Origin of the sequence: Streptomyces sp. NPDC051677 (genome assembly GCF_044453465.1) — a bacterium.
Classification (GTDB): domain Bacteria; phylum Actinomycetota; class Actinomycetes; order Streptomycetales; family Streptomycetaceae; genus Streptomyces.
Genome location: NZ_JBITCT010000013.1, coordinates 176,350 through 199,299 on the forward strand (window position 1 = coordinate 176,350; position 22,950 = coordinate 199,299).

Annotated in this window: 21 protein-coding genes and 1 tRNA gene; 6 read left to right on the forward strand and 16 right to left on the reverse strand. The window is 72.7% G+C overall.

What is annotated here, in order from left to right; genetic code table 11:
* Positions 1-125: 125 nt before the first annotated feature.
* Positions 126-737, reverse strand: a complete 612-nt coding sequence (locus ACIBAF_RS17930) for a TetR/AcrR family transcriptional regulator (protein WP_399464181.1) — start codon at positions 735-737, stop codon at positions 126-128.
* 191 nt (positions 738-928) lie between these two features.
* Between ACIBAF_RS17930 and ACIBAF_RS17935 the strand changes: the two genes are divergently transcribed.
* A complete protein-coding gene (locus ACIBAF_RS17935; RefSeq protein ID WP_399464183.1) occupies positions 929-4,186 on the forward strand; it encodes a S41 family peptidase in 3,258 nt (1,085 codons plus the stop codon).
* Here ACIBAF_RS17935 and ACIBAF_RS17940 read toward each other — a convergent pair.
* From ACIBAF_RS17940 to ACIBAF_RS17960, 5 genes are all read right to left on the reverse strand, one after another.
* The gene (locus ACIBAF_RS17940; protein WP_399464184.1) at positions 4,175-4,930 is read right to left on the reverse strand and encodes a hypothetical protein; all 756 of its coding nucleotides are present in this window, start codon (positions 4,928-4,930) and stop codon (positions 4,175-4,177) included. The genes ACIBAF_RS17935 and ACIBAF_RS17940 overlap by 12 nt on opposite strands.
* A gap of 159 nt (positions 4,931-5,089) precedes the next feature.
* A complete protein-coding gene (locus ACIBAF_RS17945; RefSeq protein ID WP_399464185.1) occupies positions 5,090-5,293 on the reverse strand; it encodes a hypothetical protein in 204 nt (67 codons plus the stop codon).
* A 91-nt stretch (positions 5,294-5,384) separates the two neighbouring features.
* Positions 5,385-6,281: an SDR family oxidoreductase gene (locus ACIBAF_RS17950; RefSeq protein ID WP_399464186.1), complete on the reverse strand. Its 897-nt coding sequence runs from the start codon at positions 6,279-6,281 to the stop codon at positions 5,385-5,387.
* Complete coding sequence (locus ACIBAF_RS17955; protein ID WP_399464187.1) at positions 6,278-7,219, reverse strand: alpha/beta fold hydrolase; 942 nt, start codon at positions 7,217-7,219, stop codon at positions 6,278-6,280. Before ACIBAF_RS17955 ends, ACIBAF_RS17950 begins: the two co-directional genes overlap by 4 nt.
* Positions 7,216-8,805, reverse strand: a complete 1,590-nt coding sequence (locus ACIBAF_RS17960) for a flavin-containing monooxygenase (protein ID WP_399464188.1) — start codon at positions 8,803-8,805, stop codon at positions 7,216-7,218. The genes ACIBAF_RS17955 and ACIBAF_RS17960 overlap by 4 nt, the downstream gene beginning before the upstream one ends.
* Positions 8,806-8,937: 132 nt before the next feature.
* On the opposite strand from ACIBAF_RS17960, the gene ACIBAF_RS17965 reads away from it, so the two are divergent.
* Positions 8,938-9,582, forward strand: a complete 645-nt coding sequence (locus tag ACIBAF_RS17965) for a MerR family transcriptional regulator (protein WP_399464189.1) — start codon at positions 8,938-8,940, stop codon at positions 9,580-9,582.
* A gap of 42 nt (positions 9,583-9,624) precedes the next feature.
* Here ACIBAF_RS17965 and ACIBAF_RS17970 read toward each other — a convergent pair whose 3' ends face one another.
* A complete protein-coding gene (locus ACIBAF_RS17970) occupies positions 9,625-10,428 on the reverse strand; it encodes an exodeoxyribonuclease III (protein ID WP_399464190.1) in 804 nt (267 codons plus the stop codon).
* A 156-nt stretch (positions 10,429-10,584) separates the two neighbouring features.
* Between ACIBAF_RS17970 and ACIBAF_RS17975 the strand changes: the two genes are divergently transcribed.
* Positions 10,585-11,067 carry a GNAT family N-acetyltransferase gene (locus ACIBAF_RS17975; RefSeq protein WP_399464191.1) on the forward strand — a complete coding sequence of 161 codons (483 nt, stop codon included), beginning with the start codon at positions 10,585-10,587 and terminating at the stop codon, positions 11,065-11,067.
* Here ACIBAF_RS17975 and ACIBAF_RS17980 read toward each other — a convergent pair.
* Entirely contained in the window at positions 11,057-11,668 is a 612-nt protein-coding gene (locus ACIBAF_RS17980) for a response regulator (RefSeq protein ID WP_399464235.1), read from the reverse strand. The genes ACIBAF_RS17975 and ACIBAF_RS17980 overlap by 11 nt on opposite strands.
* A gap of 20 nt (positions 11,669-11,688) precedes the next feature.
* Complete coding sequence (locus ACIBAF_RS17985) at positions 11,689-13,038, reverse strand: sensor domain-containing protein (RefSeq protein ID WP_399464236.1); 1,350 nt, start codon at positions 13,036-13,038, stop codon at positions 11,689-11,691.
* Between the two features lie 208 nt (positions 13,039-13,246).
* Between ACIBAF_RS17985 and ACIBAF_RS17990 the strand changes: the two genes are divergently transcribed.
* Together ACIBAF_RS17990 and ACIBAF_RS17995 are read left to right on the forward strand one after the other, a co-directional pair.
* On the forward strand, positions 13,247-14,083 hold the full coding sequence (locus tag ACIBAF_RS17990) for an ABC transporter ATP-binding protein (RefSeq protein ID WP_399464192.1): 837 nt from the start codon (positions 13,247-13,249) through the stop codon (positions 14,081-14,083).
* Positions 14,077-16,521 carry an FtsX-like permease family protein gene (locus ACIBAF_RS17995; protein ID WP_399464193.1) on the forward strand — a complete coding sequence of 815 codons (2,445 nt, stop codon included), beginning with the start codon at positions 14,077-14,079 and terminating at the stop codon, positions 16,519-16,521. Before ACIBAF_RS17990 ends, ACIBAF_RS17995 begins: the two co-directional genes overlap by 7 nt.
* An 85-nt stretch (positions 16,522-16,606) precedes the next feature.
* Here ACIBAF_RS17995 and ACIBAF_RS18000 read toward each other — a convergent pair.
* From ACIBAF_RS18000 to galU, 7 genes are all read right to left on the reverse strand, one after another.
* A tRNA-Ala gene (locus ACIBAF_RS18000) sits at positions 16,607-16,680 on the reverse strand.
* Positions 16,681-16,772: 92 nt separating this feature from the next.
* A complete protein-coding gene (gene glpR / locus ACIBAF_RS18005) occupies positions 16,773-18,125 on the reverse strand; it encodes a gephyrin-like molybdotransferase receptor GlpR (protein WP_399464194.1) in 1,353 nt (450 codons plus the stop codon).
* A 140-nt stretch (positions 18,126-18,265) separates the two neighbouring features.
* The gene (locus ACIBAF_RS18010; RefSeq protein ID WP_399464237.1) at positions 18,266-18,892 is read right to left on the reverse strand and encodes a GNAT family N-acetyltransferase; all 627 of its coding nucleotides are present in this window, start codon (positions 18,890-18,892) and stop codon (positions 18,266-18,268) included.
* Complete coding sequence (locus ACIBAF_RS18015; RefSeq protein WP_399464195.1) at positions 18,889-19,407, reverse strand: molybdenum cofactor biosynthesis protein B; 519 nt, start codon at positions 19,405-19,407, stop codon at positions 18,889-18,891. The genes ACIBAF_RS18010 and ACIBAF_RS18015 overlap by 4 nt, the downstream gene beginning before the upstream one ends.
* Positions 19,404-19,883 (reverse strand): cyclic pyranopterin monophosphate synthase MoaC, encoded by a 480-nt coding sequence (gene moaC, locus ACIBAF_RS18020; protein WP_399464196.1) that lies wholly within the window; start codon positions 19,881-19,883, stop codon positions 19,404-19,406. The genes ACIBAF_RS18015 and moaC overlap by 4 nt, the downstream gene beginning before the upstream one ends.
* A gap of 62 nt (positions 19,884-19,945) precedes the next feature.
* Positions 19,946-21,271, reverse strand: a complete 1,326-nt coding sequence (gene glp / locus ACIBAF_RS18025) for a gephyrin-like molybdotransferase Glp (RefSeq protein WP_399464197.1) — start codon at positions 21,269-21,271, stop codon at positions 19,946-19,948.
* A complete protein-coding gene (gene galU / locus ACIBAF_RS18030) occupies positions 21,268-22,179 on the reverse strand; it encodes a UTP--glucose-1-phosphate uridylyltransferase GalU (RefSeq protein ID WP_399464198.1) in 912 nt (303 codons plus the stop codon). Before galU ends, glp begins: the two co-directional genes overlap by 4 nt.
* Before the next feature lie 115 nt (positions 22,180-22,294).
* Here galU and ACIBAF_RS18035 point away from each other — a divergent pair, with 115 nt between their 5' ends.
* Positions 22,295-22,909, forward strand: a complete 615-nt coding sequence (locus ACIBAF_RS18035; RefSeq protein ID WP_399464199.1) for a 5-formyltetrahydrofolate cyclo-ligase — start codon at positions 22,295-22,297, stop codon at positions 22,907-22,909.
* Positions 22,910-22,950: the final 41 nt, after the last annotated feature.

Genomic DNA, 22,950 nt, shown 5'->3' on the forward strand with positions numbered 1-22,950 from the left:
TCGTGTGGTGAGGGGGCCGCAGGCCCCAAGGGCAGGGTTGACCAACCCGGCGGGGAGGCAGGGGTGATCGGCCCGACGACGTGAGCGGTGACGTCAGGATGGGCGGACCGTGGGGACGGTCGGGGTCAGGTGGTGGCAGGTGCGCAGAGGGCGGGGAGGACCACTGCGTCGATGTACGAAAGGAGGAACTCCTGCGTCGGCGGCTGCTCGTCGATCATCGAACGGGCGGCGAACCCGCCGATCATCATGTGCATCACGAACTCGATCGCCGGGTTGTCCGCCCGGACCTCGCCCCGGTCGATCGCCCGCTGGAGGACGCGGCGGAAGTCCGCCATCTCCGGTTCGATCAGGTGCTCGCGGAACGCCTGCAGGAGGTCGGGGTTGCCGTGGATCGCCATGGCCAGACCCCGCATCAGGGCGGAGTTCTGTTCCATCTCGCAGTCGTCCGAGCGTCGCGTGAGGGCGTGCATGTCGCCCCTGAGCGAGCCGGTGTCGACCTCTCCGAGACCGGCCATGCCGCCCGGCTTGTTGTGCCGGACCGCCTTCGCCACCAGTTCGGCCTTGCCGCCCCACTGGCGGTAGAGCGTGGCCTTGCTGGAACGTGTGCGCGCGGCGACGGCGTCCATGGTGAGGGCGTCGTAGCCGACTTCGCGGAGCAGGACGAGCACGGCCTCGTACAGTTCGGCCTCACGCTCGGGCGTGATGCGACTGCGACGCGCCGTTGCGACCTCAGTCATGGCACACACCTTCCGGTTCCGTCGTCGCCCACTCGTTTCGTACACCATGAACATACCCCGAGAGGCAGCGAAACGAAACCGTTTCGTACGTGCGCTGGCTCACGTATGTGAAGAAGGCGTAAGCAAGCCGCCCGGGCCGCAGGCCCGCCGCACGAGTTGCCCGCCCTCTTTCGCCGGAAAAGCATGGGAAGGTGAGCTATCTGCGCCTGCCCCATCTCAGCGGTGACCTGTTGTGCTTCGTGGCCGAGGACGACCTCTGGCTGGCCCCCCTCGCCGACCCGGGCCGCGCCTGGCGGCTCACCGTCGACCGTACCAAGGCCGGACACCCCCGCTTCTCCCCCGACGGCCGCCGGATCGCGTACACGAGCTGGCGCAGTCTCGTCCCGGAGATCCACCTGGTGCCGGTGGACGGCGGGCCGGGCAGGCGGCTGACGTACTGGGGCAACTCCGACACCCAGGTCTGCGGCTGGACGCCCCCCGACCAGGACGGCCACGCCGACATCCTCGCCGTCGCCTCCCACGGCGAGCCCTTCTCCTACTTCACCTGGGCCTACAAGGTGCCCACCGACGGCGCCCCCGGCCGCAAGCTGCCCTGGGGCCCGGTCTCCGACCTCCAGGTCGCCGAGATCGACGGCGAGCGCAGAACCCTGCTCCTCACCGGCACCCCGCCGCACGAGCCCGCCGCCTGGAAGCGCTACCGGGGCGGCGCCACGGGCCGCCTGTGGCTGCACGGGCAGCGGCTCCTGGAAGGCCTCGACGGGCACCTCGCCTCCCCTCTCTTCGTCGGCGGCCGGATCGCCTTCCTCTCCGACCACGAAGGCGTCGGCAACCTCTACTCCTGTGCCCACGACGGCTCCGACCTGCGCCGGCACACCGACCACGACGCCTTCTACGCCCGGCACGCCTCCAGTGACGGCGCCCGGGTGGTGTACCAGTGCGCCGGGGACCTGTGGATCGTCGACGACCTCGCCGCCGGCTCCGGGCCGCGCCGGATCGACGTACGGCTGAGCGGGCCGCGGGCCGGACGGCGGCCCTACCAGATCCCGGCCGCCCAGCACGTGGACGGCATCTCCGTCGACGAGACCGGACGCGCGAGCGCCGTCGTCGTCCGCGGCAGCCTGTACTGGCTGACGCACCGCGACGGCCCCGCACGGACGATCACCGACACCCCCGGGGTGCGGGTGCGGCTGCCGGAGATGCTCGGTTCGGGCGGACAGGTCGCCTATGTGACGGACGCGGAGGGCGAGGACGCCGTCGAGATCGCCTACCTGCCGCGCGCGACCGGCGACCGCGAGCCGCGACGGCTGGCCTCCGGGGAGCTGGGACGGGTGCTGGAGATGGTCTCCGACCCGGAGGGCGAGCGGCTCGCCCTGGCCGCGCACGACGGACGGCTCCTGCTCATCGACGCCACCGAGGATTCGAACGGCGAGGTCACCGAGCTGATCTCGTCGGTCAACGGCCCCGTCCGCGACCTGGCCTTCTCCCCCGACGGCAGCTGGCTGACCTGGTCGCACCCGGGGATCGGACGCTCCCTGCGCCAGATCAAGATGGCCCGCATAAAGGACCGGCTGATCATCGACGTGACCAACGGCCGGTTCGAGGACGAGAACCCGGTGTTCACGAGGGACGGCCGCTATCTGGCGTTCCTGTCCTGGCGCGGGTTCGACCCCGTGTACGACGTGCACACCGGCGACCTGTCCTTCCCCCTCGGCTGCCGGCCCTACCTGGTGCCGCTGTCGTCGGCGACGCCCTCCCCCTTCGCGCTGACCCCGGAGGGCCGTCCGGCGGCCGGCGGCCTGGACCCGGTGGAGGACGAGGACGAGGGCGCCGGCGGGGCCGTGACCGTCGAGACCGAAGGACTGGAGAACCGTGTCACGCCCTTCCCGGTGACCGCGTCCAAGTACTCGGCGCTGCACCCGGTCGCGGGCGGCGGACTGGTCTGGCTGCGCTGGCCGATCTCCGGCGCGCTGGGCGAGACGTTCGCCAACCCGGACGACACCAGCGGACGGCCGACGCTGGAGTACTTCACCATCAGCAAGGCGAAGAAGTCCGAACTCGTCGGCGATCTGGACTGGTTCGCGGTCAGCGGCGACGGCACCCGGCTCGTCGTCGTCGACGAGGGCGACCTGCGGGCGGTTCCGTCGGTCGAGTCCGGCGACCTCGACTCCACCGTCTGGATCGACCTGCGGCGCATCATGCACGAGGTGGACCCGGGCGCCGAGTGGCGTCAGTCCTACGAGGAGGCCGGGCGGCTGATCCGCGCCTACTTCTGGGAGCCCCGGATGTGCGGGATCGACTGGGACACGGTCCTCGACCAGTACCGGCCGCTGGTCGAACGGGTCGCCTCACCCGACGAGTTCGCGGACCTGCTGCGCGAGGTCCTCGGCGAACTGGGCACCTCCCACGCGTACGTCACCGCCGCCCGCCGCAACGAGGGCCCGCCCCACTACCAGCGCCTGCAAGGACTCCTGGGCGCCAACCTCGTACACCGCGACGGCGGTTGGACCGTGCTGCGGATCCTGCCCGGCGACTCCTCCGACTCCAAGGCGCGGTCACCGCTGGCCGGCGCCGGGATCCGCGAGGGCGCGGTGCTCACGCACGTGGACGGCCGGGCGGTGGACCCCGTGACCGGCCCGTACCCGCTCCTCGCCGGCGCCGGCGGCACGACCGTGGAACTCACCTTCACGCCGGCCGAGGGCGAGGCGGGCCGCTCCCGCCGGGTGGCCGTGGTCCCCCTCGTCGACGAGCGCCCCCTGCGCTACCAGGACTGGGTGGCCAAACGGCGGGCCGTGGTACGGGAGTTGAGCGGCGGCCGGTGCGGTTACCTGCACATCCCCGACATGGGCGGCTCGGGCTGGGCCCAGTTCAACCGCGACCTGCGGATGGAGGTGTCGCGGCCCGCGCTGATCGTCGACGTGCGCGGCAACGCGGGCGGCCACATCAGCGAACTGGTCGTGGAGAAGCTGACGCGCACCATCCTGGGCTGGGACCTCACGCGCAACGCCCAGCCGGTGTCGTACGCCTCGAACGCGCCGCGCGGCCCGGTGGTGGCCCTCGCCGACGAGGCGACCTCGTCCGACGGCGACATGATCACGGCCGCGTTCAAGCTGCTGAAGCTCGGCCCGGTGGTCGGCCAGCGCACATGGGGCGGAGTCGTCGGCATGACCGGCCGCCACCAGCTCGGCGACGGCACCGTCATCACCGTCCCGATGAACGCGGCCTGGTTCGACGCGTACGGCTGGTCCGTGGAGAACAAGGGCGTCACCCCCGACCTGGAGGTCCAGCGCACCCCTCTGGACTGGGCCGAGGGCCGCCACGCCCAACTGGACGACGCCGTCCAGCTCGCCCTCGACCTCCTCACCACCAGCCCCCCGGCGATCCCGCCCGACTACGCCAACACCCCGGACCGCTCCCGCCCGAAACTGCCGCCACGCACGTCAGGAGGCTGAGGCGGGGGCGTTGCTGCCGGTCGGGGTCTGCGCGAAGGTGGCCGCGGCCACCACCTCGGGCCTGCGCACATACCCGCCGACGCTCTCCACCCGCACCACGAGCGCCAACGGCGACGCCGTGTCGTACGCCTTGGCCAGTGCGCGGATCTCGCCCCGGGCGAAGAGCTGGGTCGCGCCCGAGGTCGCCAGCAGGGCGCAGCCCGCGATCATCACGAGGCGGCTGCCGGGCGCGAAGGGATTACGGGCCAGCAGGACGATCGCGTGGTCCACGAGCGTCGTGGCGTCCCCCGCCGACGCCCCGTACTCCTCATCGCCGTCCGCGGAGGCGATGCGGTACTCCGTCGGATACTGCCGGAACCCGTACGGCGCGTTCAGCCGGTCGGCCAGCACCTGCCAGACGGCGTTGCGCGCCGGTCCGCCGATCACCACCAGGTTCTCCTCGGCGTCGGACGCCATGACGAAGGCCCTGGCCCGGACCGTGGTCACCTCGTGCCGCCGCAGCTCCTGGGAGAGGAACTGGCGCAGGTTCATCGCCGCGAGGGCGTCCGTCTCGGAGATCTTCGGATGCCCCGGCGACCCGCTCATCGACTCCGCGACGACCATCACCACCCGCCTGCGCCGGTCGAGCCGCCACACCCGCGCGGCAGGCTTCCTGGTCCGCTGGTACTGCAGGAGGGCGCGTCCGAGCCAGCCGACGACGAACGCCAGCAGCGAAGCGATGAGGTTGACCGTCAGATCCTGCACGCCCGGCTCCCCCTCGCCCTCGCCCTCGCCCTCGCCCTCGCCCTCGCCTGTGCGTCAACCAGCAGTGTGCAGCAGCGAGTTGGCACACGAGAAGGGGTGCCCCCCGTCGGGGACACCCCTTCCGTCAACCGCTGTTCGACGTCCGCCGGGAGCGGTGCGTCAGAACGCTTCGTCGTCGCGGTGGTGCGGGGCCTCCGGCGAGCGGCGCTCCGACTCCTCGCGCTCCGGACGCATCCGCTCGGACTCCTCGCCCGGACGCCGCTTGCCGCGCTGCTGGACCTGCTCCTTGGCCTGCTGGGCCTTCTGCTTGGCCTGCTGCTGCCACTGCTCGGACTGGTCCTGGAACTTGTCCTTCATACCCATGTGGGTTCACTCCTGTGGGAGATGAGGGGATCGTGGCCCCGTGGTGAGGCCTCGACCAGATTCACACGGGCGGTCACGGCGCGCATGTCGATCAACTACGCTGCGTAGTCCTCGCCTGTCGGGCCTGCTCGTCGGCGGCGCCGCCCGCGCCCACCAGCCCCGTCCGCATCCCCTGCACCCGGGGCGCGAACCGCCGCATCTCCCGCGCGCCCACCCTCCCGATCAGTCCGGGCAGATACCCGCGCACGCCCTGCATCCCCCGCAGCCACCCCTGCCCGTACACATGCGCCGAGCGCCGCTCGATCCCGGCCACGATCCGGTCGGCCGTCGGCCCCAGCGGGTACGTCCTGTTCGCCGGCCACGGCAGCCGCTGCCGCAGCTCCCGCATCACCTCGTCCTGATCCGCCCCGCGCACCATGTCCGTGTCGGTCCAGGACAGATAGCCGACGCCGACCCGGACGCCCCGGTGGGCGACCTCGGCGCGCAGACTGTGCGCGTACGCCTCCACACCCGACTTCGACGCGCAGTACGCCGTCATCATGGGGGCCGGGGCGATCGCGGCGAGGGAGGCGATCTGCAGCAGATAGCCCCGGCTCTCCAGCAGCACCGGCAGGAAGGCGCGGGCCGTCACCGCCGAGCCGATCAGGTTGACCTCGATGACCCGGCGCCAGGCCTGCGGGTCGGAGTCGGCGAACGGACCGCCGCTCGCCACACCGGCGTTGGCGACGACGATGTCCACCTTCCCGAAGCGTTCCTTCACCTCCGCCGCGACCCGCGTCATCGCCTCCTGGTCGGTGACGTCGGCGCACCAGTGACCGCCGTCGCCGTGCAACCGCTCGGCGACCCGCTTGAGTTCGTCGGCTTCCAGGCCGACCAGGGCGACCTTCGCACCGCGCGCGGAGAGCTTGCGGGCGAGCAGCTCGCCCAGGCCCCGCGCGGCCCCGGTGACCACGGCGACCTGCCCTTCGAGACTCACCCTGCCGCTCATGCGCCCTCCTTCACCTGCGTGTTCACGGTGTGCGTGGTGTTCGGGGTGTGCGTGGTGTGCGTGGTGTTCGGGGTGTAGGCGGTGACGAGTTCGCGGATGCGTGCCGTGACGAGCTCGGGCGCCTCGACCGGCGTCATATGGCCGAGGCCGGGCAGTTCGGTCAGGCCGACGCACCTTGGGAGCTCGGCGGCGATCCGGCGGGCGTGCACCGGCGGGGTGAGCCGGTCGCCGGCGCCGACGATCACCGCCGTCGGCACGCTCAACTCCCGTATCCGGTGGTCGAGATCGAGCAGGCTCAACACATGCCCCCAGGTGTGGCGCACCTGCCGCGGGCAGGCGTGCACGATCCGGGCGCACGTCTCCACCAGGTGCGGGGCCGAACCGGCGCCCATCGTGGCGTACTTGAGGATCGCCTTCGCGACCGGCGTGACCGGCCCGAGGGGCGCCTTCGACCCGAGGACCTGCCGGGTCAGCCGACTCCGCAGCCGGCCGGGCCGGATCGGCACCACGGTGGCCTCGGCGACCAGCCGCGACGCACCGGTGCTGCACAGCAGGACGGCGGCCGCGTGCTCCCGGAAGGCGTCCCGGGCGGCCGCCGCCAGCACCGTCATGCCTCCCATGGAATGACCGGCGATCACGGCCTTCTCGCCGGGTGCGAGCGTCGCGCCGAGGACGGCCACCAGGTCGTCGGCGAGGACGTCCGTGCTGCACACCCCGCTCGGCGGGGTGCGTCCGTGGCCGCGCTGGTCGTAGACGATGACCCGGTGGTCGGCGGCGAGCTCCCGGATCTGGGCCGCCCAGAAGGCGGTCGAGCAGGTCCAGCCGTGGGCGAGGACGACGGCGGGGCCGGTCTCGGGGCCGTGCACCTCGACGTGCAGCGGGGCGCCGTCGGCGGAGACGGCGGTGAGCTCGCGGGGGGAGACGCCGAAGACGCTCACGCGGTCACCTCGTCCTTCTTCTCGTCCATGGTCTCGCCCTTCGTCCCGTCGTTCTTCCCGTTGTTCGTGTCGTCGTTCTTCTCGCTCGTCCCGTCGTCGTCGGCGGCGTTCTTGACGGCGGCGGGGGTGCGCAGGACCTCGTACTCCGCGAGGTCCACGCGTCGCGTCGCGCGCCGGAACTCGCTCGGCGTGCCCGGCCAGATGGTGGTGTTGCGGCCACTGGCGTCCAGGTACCAGCTGGTACAGCCGCCCGTGCTCCACACCGTGCGCTTCATCCGCTCCTGCACCCGGCGGTTCCACGCGTGCAGGGCGCTCGGACGGGCGTCCAGGGCCGCCCGTCCCCCGAGGACGTTCAGCTGCCGCAGATAGTCGGCCATGTAGTTCAGCTGGGACTCGATGATGAGGATCATGGAGGAGTTCCCCAGGCCGGTGTTGGGGCCGATGATCGTCATCCAGTTGGGGAAGCCGACGGCGGAGGCGCCGCGCAGGGCCTCCATGCCGTCCTGCCAGCTCTCCGCGAGGGTCCGCCCGTCGGCGCCCACCACCCGGTCGGCGATCGGCATGTCGGTGACATGGAACCCGGTGCCGAAGACGATCGCGTCGGCCTCGGTCTCGGTGCCGTCGGCGGCGACCAGCGCGGACCCGCGGACCTCGCTCAGCCCGCTCGCGACGACGTCCACATTGGGCTGCGCGAGGGCCGGATAGTAGGTGCTGGACAGCAGGATCCGCTTGCAGCCGATGCGGTAGTCCGGGGTCAGTTTGGCGCGCAGGGCCGGGTCCTTGATCGCCCGGGCCATGTTGCGCTTCGCGAGCTGCTCGACGAAGCCGAGCTCGTTCGGGTGCTTGGTGAACGCCTGGACCTGCAGCTCCCGGATGCCCCACAGCAGCCCGCGCCGCAGCTGGGCGGTGACGGGCAGCGCCCGGTGGAGCGCGCGCTCGGCGCCGCTGATCGCCCGGTCGACGCGGGGCATCACCCACGGCGGGGTGCGCTGGAAGACCGTCAGCCGGGAGACGTCGGGCTGGAGGGCGGGCACGATCTGGATGGCGGAGGCGCCGGTGCCGACCATCGCGACGCGCTGCCCGGTGAGATCGTGGTCGTGGTCCCAGCGGGCCGAGTGGAAGACCTTGCCCGGGAACGTGTCGAGCCCCGGGACGTCCGGGATCTTCGGGTCGGACAGCGGCCCGGTCGCGGAGACGACGACGTCGGCGAGGTAGCGTCCCGAGCTGGTCTCGATGTCCCAGCGCAGCTCCTGCGCGTCCCATGTCATCCGCAGGACCTCGGAGTCGAGGCGGAGGTGGGGGCGCAGCCCGAACACGTCGGTGACCCGCTCCAGATAGGCGCGGATGTGCTGCTGCCCGGAGAAGGTGCGCGGCCAGTCCGGGTTGGGCGCGAAGGAGAAGGAGTACAGGTGGGAGGGGACGTCACAGGCGCACCCCGGGTAGTCGTTGTCCCGCCAGGTCCCGCCGACGCTGCCCGCCCGCTCCAGGACGACGAAGTCGGTGATCCCCTCGCGGCGCAGCCGCACGGCGGCCCCCAGCCCGCCGAAGCCGGACCCGATCACCGCCACCCGTACGTGTTCGGTCATCCCGACACACCTCCCAGCCGTGCGCACCTTGCCAGTGAACACTGGCGCAATGGGAGGGTAGAGCAGCCCCGTACCGATGGGTAGAGGCCAGAGGAACGAAAGTAACCCGCGGTACGACATAGGCTTTCGCCCGTGACCGAGAAGCGGGAGTACCGGACGGAGGAACTGGCCAGGGAGGCCGGCATCACGGTGCGCACCCTGCGCTTCTACCGCGAGCGCAAACTACTCCCGCCGCCGCGCCGCGAAGGCCGTATCGCCTGGTACGACGACCATCACCTGGCCCGGCTGCGCACGATCGCCGCGCTGCTGGAGCGCGGCCACACCCTCACCGGCATCGCGGAGCTGGCGGACGCCCTCGACCACGGCCGCGGCGTCGCCGACCTCCTCGGCCTCGACGGGCCCACCGAGGAGGAACCGATCCGCCTCACCCCCGAGGAACTCGCGGCCCGCTTCGAGGGCCAGGTCACCCCCGAGAACCTCGCCGCCTCCCTCGACCTCGGCTACCTGGGCATCGACGGCGACGAGATCGTCCACATCAGCCGACGGCTCCTGGACGTCTCCTCCGCCCTGGTCCGCGAGGGCATCCCGCTCGCCGAGGTGCTGGCCGCCGGCGCCCGCGTCCGCGCACACGCCGACGCCCTCGCCGAACTCTTCACCGCCCTGATCCTCCGCCACGCCACCGAGGAAGACCTCCCCCGCCTGCGCCCCCTGGCCCGCAGCGTGATGGAAGCGGAACTCTCCCTGGCCCTGGACCGCCGGCTGCGCAAAGGGAACTGACGGGGCCTACAGGTCGTAGCCGGCCCACAGTTCGTGATCGGCCTACAGGTCGTAGACGACGGTCACCGGAGCGTGGTCCGACCAGCGCTCGCCGTGCGTGGCGGCCCGCTCCACGAGCCCCTTGACGGCCCTGCCCGCGAGACCGGGCGTCGAGACGTGCAGGTCGATGCGCCATCCCGAGTCGTTGTCGAAGGCGCGCCCCCGGTACGACCACCAGGTGTACGGCCCGTCGACGTCCGGATGCAGCGACCGTACGACGTCCACGTACCCGCCGTCCTCCGGGGCGAAGACCTGGGTCAGCCAGTCCCGCTCCTCCGGGAGGAAGCCGGAGTTCTTGGTGTTGGAGCGCCAGTTCTTGAGGTCGGCCTGCTGGTGGGCGATGTTCCAGTCGCCGGTGATCAGGACCTCGCGGCCGTCGGCGGCGGCGCGCCGGCGCAGGTCCTTGAGGTGGGCGAGGAACTCGTCCATGAAGCGGACCTTCTCGTCCTGCCGGTCGGTGCCGACCTCGCCGGAGGGGAGGTAGAGGGAGGCGACCGTCACACCGGGCAGGTCGGCCTCGACGTAACGGCCGCTGCCGTCGAACTCGGACGAGCCGAAGCCTACGCGGACGGCGTCCGGCTCGCGGCGCGTGTAGAGGGAGACGCCGGCGCGGCCCTTCGCGGCGGCCGGGGCGTGGGTGACGTGCCAGCCGTCGGGGGCGCGGACCGCCTCCGGCAACTGCTCCGGCTCGGCACGCACCTCCTGCAGACACAGCACGTCGGCGGAGGTGTCCGCGAGCCACTCCACGAAGCCCTTCTTCGCGGCGGCCCGCAGTCCATTCACGTTCACGGAGGTCACCGTCAGCAAAACACTCTCCTAGACCTCACAGGCGACCCAGCAGGAAGGACCCCTTGTCCGAGGTCACGGTCAGCACCCGGGCACGATACCGGTCGGCTACCTGCACACTGGAGCCGGTCCGAATTTCACTTTTTTACGAGGACGCATAAAACTACTGTGAGTAGCATGAATATACGCAGAGTCCCCTTCGACCACCCCGACGCCGTCAAGCTCAACGACGAGGTCCAGGCCGAGTACCACGAGCGCTACGGCGACGGCGGCGACGCCACCACGCTGGAGCCGTCCGACTTCCGGCCGCCGCACGGGGTGTACCTCATCGCGTACGACGAGCTGGACCGCGCCGTCGCCACCGGCGGCTGGCGCAGCCAGGACAGCAACGGCGAAGGCAACGAGGACGGCGACGCCGAGCTGAAGCGGATGTACGTGATCCGCGAGATGCGCGGCCTCGGACTGGCCCGACGCATGCTCACCGCCCTGGAGGAGGACGCCCGGGACGCCGGACGGCTCCGCATGGTCCTGGAGACCGGCACCGAGCAGCCCGAGGCCATCGCCCTGTACACCTCCAGCGGATACGCGCCGTGCACGAAGTTCGGCTACTACCGGGAGTACGAGTCGAGCCGCTGCTTCGCCAAGCCGCTCAGCTCCTGAGGTACGTGAGGACCGCCAGGACCCGGCGGTGGGTGTCGTCCGCCGGGGGCAGGTCCAGCTTGGTGAGGATGCTGCCGATGTGCTTGCCGACGGCCGCCTCCGACACCACCAGCCGGCGCGCTATCGCACCGTTGGACCGCCCCTCCGCGACCAGCTCCAGCACCTCCCGCTCACGCGGGGTGAGCCGGGCCAGCGGGTCGCGGCGCCGGCGCAGCAACTGCCGTACGACCTCCGGGTCGACGACCGTGCCGCCGGCCGCGACCTCACGCAGCGCGTCCACGAACTCCTCCACCTGCCCGACCCGGTCCTTGAGCAGGTAGCCGACGCCGGCGCCGTCCCCGGAGTCGAGGAGCTCGGCGGCGTACGCGCGCTGCACGTACTGGCTGAGCACGAGCACCGGCAGCCCGGGCCGCTCCGCGCGCAGCCGGACCGCCGCCCGCAACCCCTCGTCCTGGAAGCCGGGCGGCATGCGGACGTCGGTGACGACGACGTCGGGCGCGTGCTCGGCGACCGCCGCCAGCAGCGCCTGCGCGTCGCCGACCGCGGCCACGACCTCGTGGCCGAAGCGGGTGAGGAGGGTCGTCAGACCGTCGCGCAGCAGAACCCCGTCCTCGGCGAGGACTACACGGAGCGGCCGGCCCTGTCCGCCACTTCCGTCACTTTCGCCGTTTTTGCCGCATTCGTCGCTTCCGTCAACGCGCTCGGCTCGCAAGGGATCTCCACACGCAGCAGGGTCGGTCCGCCCGGCGGGCTGGTCAGGGTCAGTCTTCCATCGAGCGCCGACACCCGGTCGGCGAGACCGGTGAGGCCGGTGCCGCGCACCGGATCGGCGCCGCCACGGCCGTCGTCCCGAACCTCCACGACCAGCCGTCCGGCACCGTGCTCCCCCGTGATCCACACACGTCGCGCCCCGCTGTGCCGGGCCACGTTGGCAAGGGCCTCGCGGACCACGAAGTAGGCGGCGGCCTCCACGGCCTGCGGGAGCCGCAGGGCGGGCGGCTCGAACGCGACGTCCACGGGGACGGGCGAGCGGTCGGCGGCGTCGGCGACGGCCGCCTCCAAGCCGTAGTCGGCGAGCACCTTGGGGTGGATGCCGTGGATCAGCTCGCGCAGTTCGGCCAGGGCCGCGCCCGCCTCCTCGTGCGCGCGGGCCAGTTGTTCGGCGAGCGGTCCGCCGGGCGGCGCGTCGAGCCGGGCCAGGCCGAGGGTCATGGCGAGGGCGACCAGCCGTTGCTGCGCTCCGTCGTGCAGATCGCGTTCTATACGGCGGCGCTCGGCCTCGAACGCGTCGACCAACCGCGCCCGGGAACGGGTCAGTTCGACCACCCTGGCCTCCGGGTCGCCCCCGCGCGGCGCGACGAGGAGCCGGGTCAGCGCGGCCCGGGCGCCCGCCGCGACCCCGACGGCGTACGCCCCGAGGGCCAGCAGCAGCACGCCCAGCACGGCCGCGGCGAGGGCGCCCGTCCAGCCGGTCACCGTCCACGCCTTGAACACCTTCGTCTCACGGCCCTCGCCGACCGTCGCCAGCAGCACGGGCGTCGCGATCGCCGACAAGGGCAGGAACAGGGCGACGGTGAGCAGCAGCGCCTCGGCCGGCCAGAGCAGACAGGCGGTGAGGAGGGCGTGGCCGAGCTCACGCCAGGTGGCACGCTCTCGCAGGCGGGTGGTGAGCCAGCTGCGCAGGCCCGGCGCGGGCGGCTCGACGTGCGTGCCGGGTGCGTCGTCCGCGTCGACCAACCGCAGCCGACGCCGCTCCAGGGCGGCCACGGGCAGCCCGGCGAACGCGACGACGGCGAGCAGCGGCAACCCGACCAGGACGACCGCGAGCACACCGCCCACCGCCACCAGCGCGACCAGGACGACCAGGACGACGGCCCCGGTGACCGCCCCGGTCAGCAGATAGCCGGCCGCCCGCCAGGGCCACGGCGACACCAGGTAGTCGGGGCGGGCCAGAGCCTGCCACACGGTCATGGACGCGGACGCGGGCACGGTCACGGACGCGGGCACGGACGCAGGCGCGGTCACGGACGCGGGTCGGGGTTGCATGCGGATCACCGTAGAAGGGGCGCCGCGCCGGAACCACCGGGCTGGACGGAGGACCGGAGGTATGCCTGGCCCTACCCCAAGTCTCGCCCCTGCCCCACAGACCGGACAGCGGGGCGCACGGTTTCGTGGAGCCATGACCACACACGCCGTCCAACTGACCTCCGTGAGCAGGCGATACGGTGCCGCGGACACCGGGGTCACCGCGCTCGACGACGTCACCCTCGCCCTCCCCCGCGGCTCGTTCACGGCCGTGATGGGACCGTCCGGCTCGGGCAAGTCGACGCTGCTGCAGTGCGCCGCCGGGCTCGACCGGCCGACCTCGGGGTCGGTGCGGATCGGCGGGAGCGAACTGACCGGACTGAGCGAGCGACGGCTGACGCTGCTGCGCCGGGAGCGGATCGGTTTCGTCTTCCAGTCGTACAACCTGCTGTCCGCCCTCACCGCCGAGCAGAACGTCGCCCTCCCGCTGCGGCTGGCCGGCCGCCGCCCGCCGAAGGCGCGGGTCCGCGAGGCCCTGCGGCAGGTCGGACTCGCCGACCGCGCCGGTCACCGGCCCGGCCAGCTCTCCGGCGGGCAGCGACAACGCGTCGCCCTGGCCCGCGCGTTGATCACCCGCCCGGAGGTCCTGTTCGGCGACGAGCCGACCGGCGCCCTGGACTCCACCACCGGCCGCGAGGTCCTGACCCTGCTGCGCTCCCTGGTCGACGAGCGCGGCCAGACGGTCGTCATGGTCACCCACGACCCCCTCGCCGCCTCCTACGCGGACCGCGTGATCTTCCTGGTCGACGGCCGCGTACACGGCGAACTGACGGGCGCGGGAGCAGGAACGGGAACGGGAGCGGGAACGGGAGCAGGAACGGGAGCAGGCGGGTCCGCGGAGGAGATCGCGGCCCGGATGGCCGGGCTGGAGACCGGGCTGGAGACCGGGGTCCCGGCGGCGACCCGCCCGGCGGTGAGCACCTCATGCTGAGCATCGCGCTGCGCACCCTGCGCGCCCGGTGGGTCGCGTTCGCCGGCAGTTTCGTCGCCCTCGCGCTCGGCGTCGCGCTGCTCACCGTGATGGGCCAGGCGCTGGCCGCGTCACAGAAGGCGCCCGTGCGCGCGCCCGAGCGGTTCGCGGCGGCGCCGGTGGTGGTCCGGGGCCAGGACACCCTGCGCGTCCCCACCTCGAACGGCGAGCAGTCGACGGCCCTGGCAAGACCGCGCCCGATCCCCGCCAAGACCGTCGCCGCGCTCCGCGCCGTCGGCCCGGTCACCGAGGACCGCGCCTTCCCCGTCACCGTCACCGCGCCGCACGCCCCCGCCGATCTCGTCGGCCACCCCTGGTCGACGGCACGTTTCGCCCCGTACGAACTGACCGCGGGCCGGGCGCCCGAGACGGCCGGTGAGGTCGTGACGTCCGGCGTCTGGGCGCGCGTAGGCACCGAACTGCGCACCCCGGACGGCGCGTTGCGGGTCGTCGGCACGGTACGGGGACGCGGCTTCGAGAACGCCGTGTTCTACCCGGACGCGCAAGCCGCCCGACTCGCCCCGGGGCCGGTCCAGTTGGCGGTGGAGGCGACGGCCACGGCCGTCCGGACGGCGGTCGCCGACGCCGACGCCGACGCCGACGTGCGGGTCCTCACCGGGGACAGTCGCCGTCTGGCCGACGCCGACCCGGGCCGGGACGCCGAGGCCCTGACCGCGCTGAACGCCCTGTTCGGCACGGCCGGGGGCGTGACCGCCTTCGTGTCCGTGTTCGTCGTGGCGTCCACCTTCGCCTTCGCGGTCGAGAGGCGGCGCCGCGAGTTCGGGCTGCTGCGCACCGCCGGCGCCACTCCCGGCCAGATCCGGCGGACGGTCCTGACGGAGGCGCTGCTGGTCGGCGCACTCGCCTCGGCGACGGGCTGCGCGCTGGGCGCGTACGCCGCCCCGCTCCTGGCCGACCTGGTGGTCGACGGCGGGCTCGCCCCGGCCTGGTACACGATCGGCGGCCGTGCGGCCGCGGTCTGGCCCTACCACCTCGCCTTCTGGACGGGCCTGCTGGTCGCTCTGTGCGGTGCGGCCGCCGCGTCCTGGCGGGCCGGGCGGACCGCCCCCGCGCAGGCCCTGCGCGAGGCCTCGGTCGACGGCCGGGCCCTGACCCGGGGACGGCGCCTGTGCGGTACGGCACTGCTGCTCACGGCCGCCGCGACCCTGGCGTACGCGCTGGTCAGCGACCCGGGCGACCTGCTGCACCGCAAGACGTACATCAGCCGCCCGATGCTGCTCATCACGGCGGTGGCACTGCTGGCGCCCGTGCTGGTGCGCCCGCTGGCGCCCCGACTCCCTGGCGCGGTCGGCCTGTTGGCGCGGGCGAACGCGGTCGCCGGGGTGCGCCGTACCGCCGCCGTGGCCGCGCCCGTCCTGGTCACGGTGGCGCTCGCCGGGTCCCTGCTGGGCGCGACGGCCACACTGAACGAGGCCCGGGCGGCAGAGGTGCGGCAGCAGACGGCCGCCGACTTCGTGGTGACGCCACAGGCCGGAACGACCGTGCGGGCGGCGGCCGTCGAGCGCCTGCGACAGGTCCCCGGCACGCTGGTGTCGGCCTCCACCGCGACCGCCGTGTACACCCTGGAGGACGGCGTGGCGCTCGTGAAGTCCGAGGCCCGGGCGGCCGATCCGAAGCTGCTCGCGGAGACCGTACGGCTGCCGGTGACGGCCGGACGGCTCGCCGACCTCGACGACGCGTCGATCGTCGTGACCGAGGAGTGGGCCCGGCACCGGGTGGGGCAGCGGGTGCGGGTGTGGCTCGGGGACGGCGCCCCGAAGACCCTCCGCGTCGCCGCCGTCCTGGCGACGGGCACGGGGGACAACGGGGCGTACGTCACCCCGGCCAACGCGGGCGGCCCGGCCGGCACGGGCGTCGACCGGGTGGACGTGCGGGTACGGGCGGGGGCCGACGCGGCGGCGGTCGCTGCGGGGCTGCGGGCCGTCGACGGGGTGCGGGTGCTGAGCAAGGCGCAGTGGGTGCGGGCGAGTTACCCGCAGACCGACCGGACGACCCGGCTCGGCCTGCTGCTCGTCCTCGGCATCGCGCTGCTCTACACCGGCATCTCGCTCGCCAACACCCTGCTCATGTCGGCCGCCGAACGCCGGCGCGAGCTGACGGCGCTGCGGCTGGCCGGCGCGACGGGCGGGCAGGTGCTGCGGCTGGTCGCCACGGAGGCGCTGACGGTCGTCGCGGTGGGAGGCCTGCTGGGCCTGCTGGTGACGTCCGCCAACCTGGCCGCCCTGACAGCCGCCCTCCACCAGCTCTCGGCCCCGGCCCCGCTCACCCTGCCCTGGCCGGCCCTCGCCGGGACCACAGCAGCATGCACTCTGCTCGCCGTGACGACCGCCCTGACCTCCACGGCGACAACGGCCCTACGACCACCCGCCAGGCCCTGACCATGGCCCGGCCCCCACACCCTGACCACCACCCGTGAACACGATAGAGCCCCCGCCGGTAACCCGACGGGGGCTCTATGCTGCGTGGACCTGAGGGGATTTGAACCCCTGGCCCCCTCGATGCGAACGAGGTGCGCTACCGGACTGCGCCACAGGCCCTTGCAACGAGTGAAACTCTAGCACCCCCATCGGCCTGCTTGGAAATCCGTTCCCCGAGGCCGGGAGCGGGGTGCGCGGGGGCGCCAGGGTCCTTATTCGTTGGCGGCGCGGGGACGCTCGCCGTCCTCGTACTGGTCGAACAGCGGGGTGCGTCCGCGTTCGCGCGAGCGCCGGGCCGAGGCCGCGCGTCGGGCGTCGCTGCGCTCGTCGCCGTCCGCCGCCCGGTCCTCCGCGCGATCCGCGTCTTCCGGCTCCCCGGCCGGTACGTCCCCGGCGTCCGCCGCTTCCTGTTCCGGTGCGACCGAGCTGGACCGGGCCGAGCTCCAGGCGTCCGGCGCTCCGAGGTCCACGTCGGAGGTGGCCCGGGGGGCGACCGGGGCGGTCACGTACGTCGGCAGCGGTACGGGTACCGGGTCCCAGCTCTCGCCGTGGCCGGGCCGGCGCTGCCGCTCGCGCTGCTGGTCGACCCACTCCGCGTGGTCGGTCTGCTCGACGAGCGCCCTGCGGTCCGCGGCGAGCGCCAGCAGGCCCGGGTCGGTCTCCGGTTCGGGGGCCTCGTGCGGCTCCTCTGCGCCGGCGTCGGGGCCGGGGTCGAGGGAGGACGCGTTCGCCGGGGCGGGGGCGCGTCGGCGCGGCTGACGCTCCCGCAGCCGCTGCGCGGCGACCTCGGCGCGTCTGCGGTCCATCTGGTAGGCGAAGCGGCGGTGCTCCTGGGAGCGCAGGTACGCGATGTAGGCGCTGAGCAGGACGGCGGGCACACCGGGCGCCCAGAGGAACGCGAGGCCGCCGACCGCCGCGACGATCGCGCCGAGCGTGAAGGCGAGGAAGAGCATCACGGTGGTGCGCCTGCGGCGTGCGAGCGACTTCGAGCGCTGGGCGCGTGCGGCGGACGCCTGCGCGGAGGCAGCGCGCCGCGCGACCGGCACTCGCCGGCCCGCCGGAGCGGGGCTCCCTTCGCGTGCGGGGGCGGAGCTCTGGTCCCGTTGTTCGCGCTGGTCCCGCTGGTCCCGCTGGTCCCGTGCGGGCTTGGCCGCCGGATCGCGCGCCGGTTCACGCGCCGTCTCCGGACGCCCCGGCCCTCGTTCCTGCGCCCGCTCCTGACCGCGTTCCTGACCGCGTTCCTGCCCCCGCTCCTGCTCTCGCTCCGGAACCGGCGCCTTCACCTGCGGGCGGGTCGGAGGCATGGCGAAGGCCCGGACGTCCACCGAGTCGGTGACGGCGTCCGAGTCGGCGCCCTGCTCCCCCTCCTCGGTGGAGCGCGCCCGCAGGTCCCTGGCGTACCGGCGCTCCATACCCGCCCTTCCGGACAGCAGCCGGATGGCGGTGCTGAAGCGTTCCGTCGGACGGGCCTCGTTCAGCTCGTCCTGCCTACGGAGCCACATCGGCACCAAGTAGGCGGCCCAGGCCCCGACAATGACTGCGTAGATGAGGCCGCTGCTGCTCACGCCTCACACGGTAGAGGGGTTTGCATGAGGCCATCCGCCAATTGAGCCGGTGTGTCGCACGATCTGGCTGATATTTCGAGCTTTTTTTGCGACCGATGCGATCAACCGATCATTTTCGAACGCTTATTCGACACGTTTTTTCAATTGGACGCGTTCTGCGAGCGCGCTCGCCGCCACCTGCTCAGCAGGCCTTCCGGGACCTCCTCCGCCGTGAGCGCGAAGACGAGATGGTCGCGCCAGGCGCCGTCGATGTGGAGATAGCGCGGCCGCAGCCCTTCCTCACGGAATCCGAGTTTCTCCACGACCCGGCGGCTGGGGCCGTTCTCGGGGCGAATGCAGACCTCGATGCGGTGCAGTCCGACGGTCCGGAAACAGTGGTCCACGACGAGCGCCACCGCCGTCGGCATCACCCCGCGGCCGGCCACCGACTCGTCCACCCAGTAGCCGACGTGACCCGAGCACATCGACCCCCAGGTGATCCCGGCCACCGTCAACTGCCCGACGAGCCGCCCCTGGTACTCGATGACGAACGGCAGCATCCGCCCGGCGTTCGCCTCGGCCCGCAGGTGCCGGACCATCTGGCGGTAGGTCGGCCGGTGCGCGATCGGCCCGCTCGGGGCGGGCGGCGGGATGGTCGCCTCCCAGGGGCGCAGCCAGTCCCGGTTGCGCCGGTTGACCTCGCGCCAGGCCCGCTGGTCGCGCAGCTTTATCGGCCGCAGGACGATGTCGCCCTCGGCGAGCTCCACGGGCCAGGATGCGCTGTTCAGCTCGCACCCCCCGGGCCGGCCCCGGGTCTGGGGTGGTCACCGCCGCGGATCTGGTCGACGGCGTGGATCAGCAGGGGTTCCAGGACGGCGAGACCGTCCTTCACCCCGCCGGTGGAGCCGGGCAGGTTGACGATCAGGGTGCGGCCCGCGACCCCGGCCAGGCCCCGGGAGAGCGCCGACGTCGGCACCTTCTCCCGGCCGTAGGCGCGGATGGCTTCGGGGATCCCCGGCACCTCGTGGTCGATCACGCTGCGCGTCGCCTCGGGGGTGCGGTCGGTGGGCGAGATGCCGGTGCCGCCGGTGGTCACGATGACGTCGTAGCCGGCCTCGGCGCCCGCCCGCAGCGCGGCCTCGACCGGGTCGCCGTCGGGGACGACCTGCGGCCCCTCGACGGCGAAGCCGAACCGTTTGAGGCCGTCCGCGACCAGCGGGCCGCCCTTGTCCTCGTAGACCCCGGCGGCTGCCCGGTTGGAGGCGGTCACGACGAGCGCCCGGTACCCGACGTCGGTTGTCATGAACGGCTCCAGTCGCCCGACTTGCCGCCCGTCTTCTCCTCCACGCGCACGTCCGTGATGACCGCTCCCTTGTCGACCGCCTTGACCATGTCGATCACGGTGAGCGCGGCGACGGAGACCGCGGTGAGAGCCTCCATTTCGACGCCCGTGCGGTCCGTCGTCTTCACCGTGGCGGTGATCTCCACGGCGTCGTCCGCGACCGACAATTCCAGTTTCACACCGGAGACCGACAACGGGTGGCACAGCGGGATGAGGTCGGGGGTGCGCTTGGCGCCCATGATGCCGGCGATCCGCGCGGTGGCGAGGGCGTCACCCTTGGGCACCCCCTCGCCGCGCAGCAGCTCGACCACCCGGGGTGAGACGAGGACACGGCCGCTGGCCCGCGCGGTGCGCGCGGTGATGTCCTTGCCGGATACGTCGACCATGCGGGCCGCGCCCGCGTCGTCGATGTGCGTCAGTCGGTCGTGCGTACTCATGCTCTGTCGGCGCTCCCGGTCGGGCCTGTTGTGCGCGACACGGTACCCCCAACCAGGCGTGCTCAGCCGAGGAGGACCACGTCGACCTCGGTGCCGGGCTCGACGGACTCCACGTCCTCGGGAACGACGATCAGCGAGTCGGCGTGCGCGAGGGCCGCGACCAGGTGGGAGCCGGACCCGCCGACGGGGCTGACGGCGCCGTCGGCGTAGGTGGCACGCAGGAACTGCCTGCGGCCCTTCGGCGAGGTCAGCGCCTTCTCGGCGGTCAGCTTCGCGCGCGTGGTGGGCCGGTGCACGTCGTCGAGGCCCATGAGCGTGCGGATGGCGGGACGGACGAACAGCTCGAAGGAGACGTACGACGACACCGGGTTGCCGGGCAGGGCCAGCAGGGGGGTGTGGTCGGGGCCGATGGAGCCGAAGCCCTGAGGCTTGCCCGGCTGCATGGCGAGCTTGCGGAACTCGATGCCGCTGCCCGCCTCGTCCTCGTCGCCGACGTGCTCCAGGGCCTCCTTGACGACGTCGTAGGCCCCCACGCTCACGCCGCCGGTGGTGACGACGAGGTCGGCGCGGACGAGCTGGTCCTCGATGGTGGAGCGGAGGGTGTCGGCGTCGTCGGCGACCGCGCCGACCCGGTAGGCGATGGCGCCGGCGTCGCGGGCGGCCGCGGTGAGGGCGAAGCTGTTGGAGTCGTAGATCTGGCCGTGGGCCAGTTCCTCGCCGGGCTGGACGAGTTCGCTGCCGGTGGACATGACGACCACGCGCGGGCGCGGGCGTACGCGTACAGTGCCGCGTCCGATCGCGGCGAGCAGGGCGATCTGGGGCGGGCCGAGGACGGTTCCGGCGTCGAGGGCGCGGTCGCCGGCCTTCACGTCGCTGCCCTTCGCGCGCACGTGCGCGCGTGCCTCGGCGGGCCGGTACACGCGCACGTGTCCCGAGGCCTGCTCGGGCGCGAGACTGCGGGCGCGCATCCCGCTGACGGGGCCCTCGCCGAGCCCGCCGTCGGTCCACTCCACGGGGACGACCGCCTCGGCGCCGGACGGGAGCGGGGCGCCGGTCATGATCCGGGCGGCCTGCCCCGGTCCCACGTACAGCAGGTCAGCCTGCTGGCCCGCCGCGACGTCCCCGACGACGTCCAGCGCCGCCGGGAACTCCTCGCTCGCGCCCGCGACATCCGCGACCCGCACCGCATACCCGTCCATCGAGCTGTTGTCGAAGGGCGGCAGTGAGACCGGCACCGTGACGTCCTCGACGAGGACGCAGCCCTGGGCGTCGGGCAGTTGGAGCTCGATGGGTTCCAGGGGGCGGACTGCGGCGAGGATGTCCGCCAGGTGTTCGTCCACCGACCAAAGGCGGTCCTGGCCGGCGGGGCGGGGCGCGGCGGTGCTCAAAGTGGCTGCATCTCCTCGGTGACGTAACTGCGAAGCCAGGACCGGAAGTCCGGACCCAGATCTTCACGTTCGCACGCGAGTCTGACAATGGCACGCAGATAGTCGCCACGGTCGCCGGTGTCATAGCGCCGCCCCTTGAAGACGACGCCGTGGACGGGGCCGCCGACCTTCTCGTCCTGTGCGAGCTGCTGGAGGGCGTCGGTGAGTTGGATCTCGCCGCCGCGGCCGGGCTCGGTCTTGCGGAGTATGCCGAACACGCTCGGGTCGAGGACGTAGCGTCCGATGATCGCGTAGTTCGACGGGGCGTCCGCCGGGTCCGGCTTCTCGACGAGGCCGGTCACCTTGACCACGTCGCCTTCCGCGGTGGGCTCGACGGCCGCGCAGCCGTAGAGGTGGATCTGCGCGGGGGCGACCTCCATGAGCGCGACGACACTGCCGCCGTGCCGTTCCTGGACCTCGATCATCCGCTGGAGCAGGGGGTCGCGGGGGTCGATCAGGTCATCCCCCAGGAGGACGGCGAACGGCTCCTGTCCGACGTGCGGGGCCGCGCACAGCACCGCGTGTCCGAGGCCTTTGGGGTCGCCCTGTCGCACGTAGTGCATCGTCGCGAGGTCGCTGGACTGCTGGACCTTGGCGAGCCTGGCGGCGTCGCCCTTCTTCTGCAGCGCCGACTCGAGTTCGTAGTTGCGGTCGAAGTGGTCCTCCAGGGGACGCTTGTTACGACCCGTGACCATGAGGACGTCGTCGAGACCCGCGGAGACGGCCTCCTCGACCACGTACTGGATAGCCGGCTTGTCCACGACGGGCAGCATCTCCTTGGGAGTGGCCTTGGTGGCCGGCAGGAACCGGGTACCGAGGCCGGCTGCGGGGATGACAGCCTTGCTGATCCTGGGGTGCGACTGAGTCATGGCGGCAACCTTATCCGGTGACTTTGAGAGAAATCTGTAGCTCCGGTTAATTCATGATCATATGACCGCGTTGGAACAGTGCGTGAGGAGTGCGGGAGCAATGCAGGAGCGACATATGAGTCACCTCGAAGACGGACCAGAGCCTGACAAAGGTATGTTGCGGCGAGAGCTCCTCGCCGCGAGGAACAGGTTGACGTCGGATGACGTGCGCCGGGCTGCCGTCGCACTGGCCGCCCGCGCCCTGGAGCTGCCCGAGTTGACGCACGCGCGCGTGGTGGCGGCGTACGTCTCCGTGGGCACCGAACCCGGCACCCTGGCGCTGCTGGACGCGCTGCGCGCGCGGGGCGTGCGTGTACTCCTCCCCGCACTCCTGCCCGACAACGACCTCGACTGGGGCGCCTACGCCGGCGAGGGCTCCCTCGCGCCGATCCGGCACGGCGGGAAGATGGCCCTCCTGGAGCCGTCCGGCGAGCGCCTCGGCCCGGACGCCGTGACGGATGCCGACGTGGTGCTGCTGCCGGGGCTCGCGGTCGACGAGCGCGGCTTGCGGCTGGGCCGCGGCGGAGGGTCGTACGACCGCGTGCTGGCCCGGCTGGCGGACTCCGACGCCCGTCCCTCCCTGGCGGTGCTTCTGTACGACGGCGAGGTCGTCGAGCGGGTCCCCGTGGAACCGCACGACCGACCGGTGCACGCCGTCGTGACGCCCTCGGGAGTGCGCCGCTTCACCTGATGCGCCCGCCTTCACCGGATATGGGAAAGACGAAAGAAGAT

Coding starts and splice junctions, on each gene's coding strand:
- ACIBAF_RS17945 (WP_399464185.1), bottom strand. CDS start 5,293: ATGGGTATGAAGGACAAGTTCCAGGACCAGTCCGAGCAGTGGCAGCAG.
- ACIBAF_RS17950 (WP_399464186.1), bottom strand. CDS start 6,281: ATGAGCGGCAGGGTGAGTCTCGAAGGGCAGGTCGCCGTGGTCACCGGG.
- ACIBAF_RS17960 (WP_399464188.1), bottom strand. CDS start 8,805: ATGACCGAACACGTACGGGTGGCGGTGATCGGGTCCGGCTTCGGCGGG.
- galU (WP_399464198.1), bottom strand. CDS start 22,179: ATGACTCAGTCGCACCCCAGGATCAGCAAGGCTGTCATCCCCGCAGCC.
- ACIBAF_RS17985 (WP_399464236.1), bottom strand. CDS start 13,038: ATGACCGTGTGGCAGGCTCTGGCCCGCCCCGACTACCTGGTGTCGCCG.
- ACIBAF_RS17975 (WP_399464191.1), top strand. CDS start 10,585: ATGAATATACGCAGAGTCCCCTTCGACCACCCCGACGCCGTCAAGCTC.
- ACIBAF_RS18035 (WP_399464199.1), top strand. CDS start 22,295: ATGAGTCACCTCGAAGACGGACCAGAGCCTGACAAAGGTATGTTGCGG.
- moaC (WP_399464196.1), bottom strand. CDS start 19,883: ATGAGTACGCACGACCGACTGACGCACATCGACGACGCGGGCGCGGCC.
- ACIBAF_RS17995 (WP_399464193.1), top strand. CDS start 14,077: ATGCTGAGCATCGCGCTGCGCACCCTGCGCGCCCGGTGGGTCGCGTTC.
- ACIBAF_RS18015 (WP_399464195.1), bottom strand. CDS start 19,407: ATGACAACCGACGTCGGGTACCGGGCGCTCGTCGTGACCGCCTCCAAC.
- ACIBAF_RS17990 (WP_399464192.1), top strand. CDS start 13,247: ATGACCACACACGCCGTCCAACTGACCTCCGTGAGCAGGCGATACGGT.
- ACIBAF_RS17930 (WP_399464181.1), bottom strand. CDS start 737: ATGACTGAGGTCGCAACGGCGCGTCGCAGTCGCATCACGCCCGAGCGT.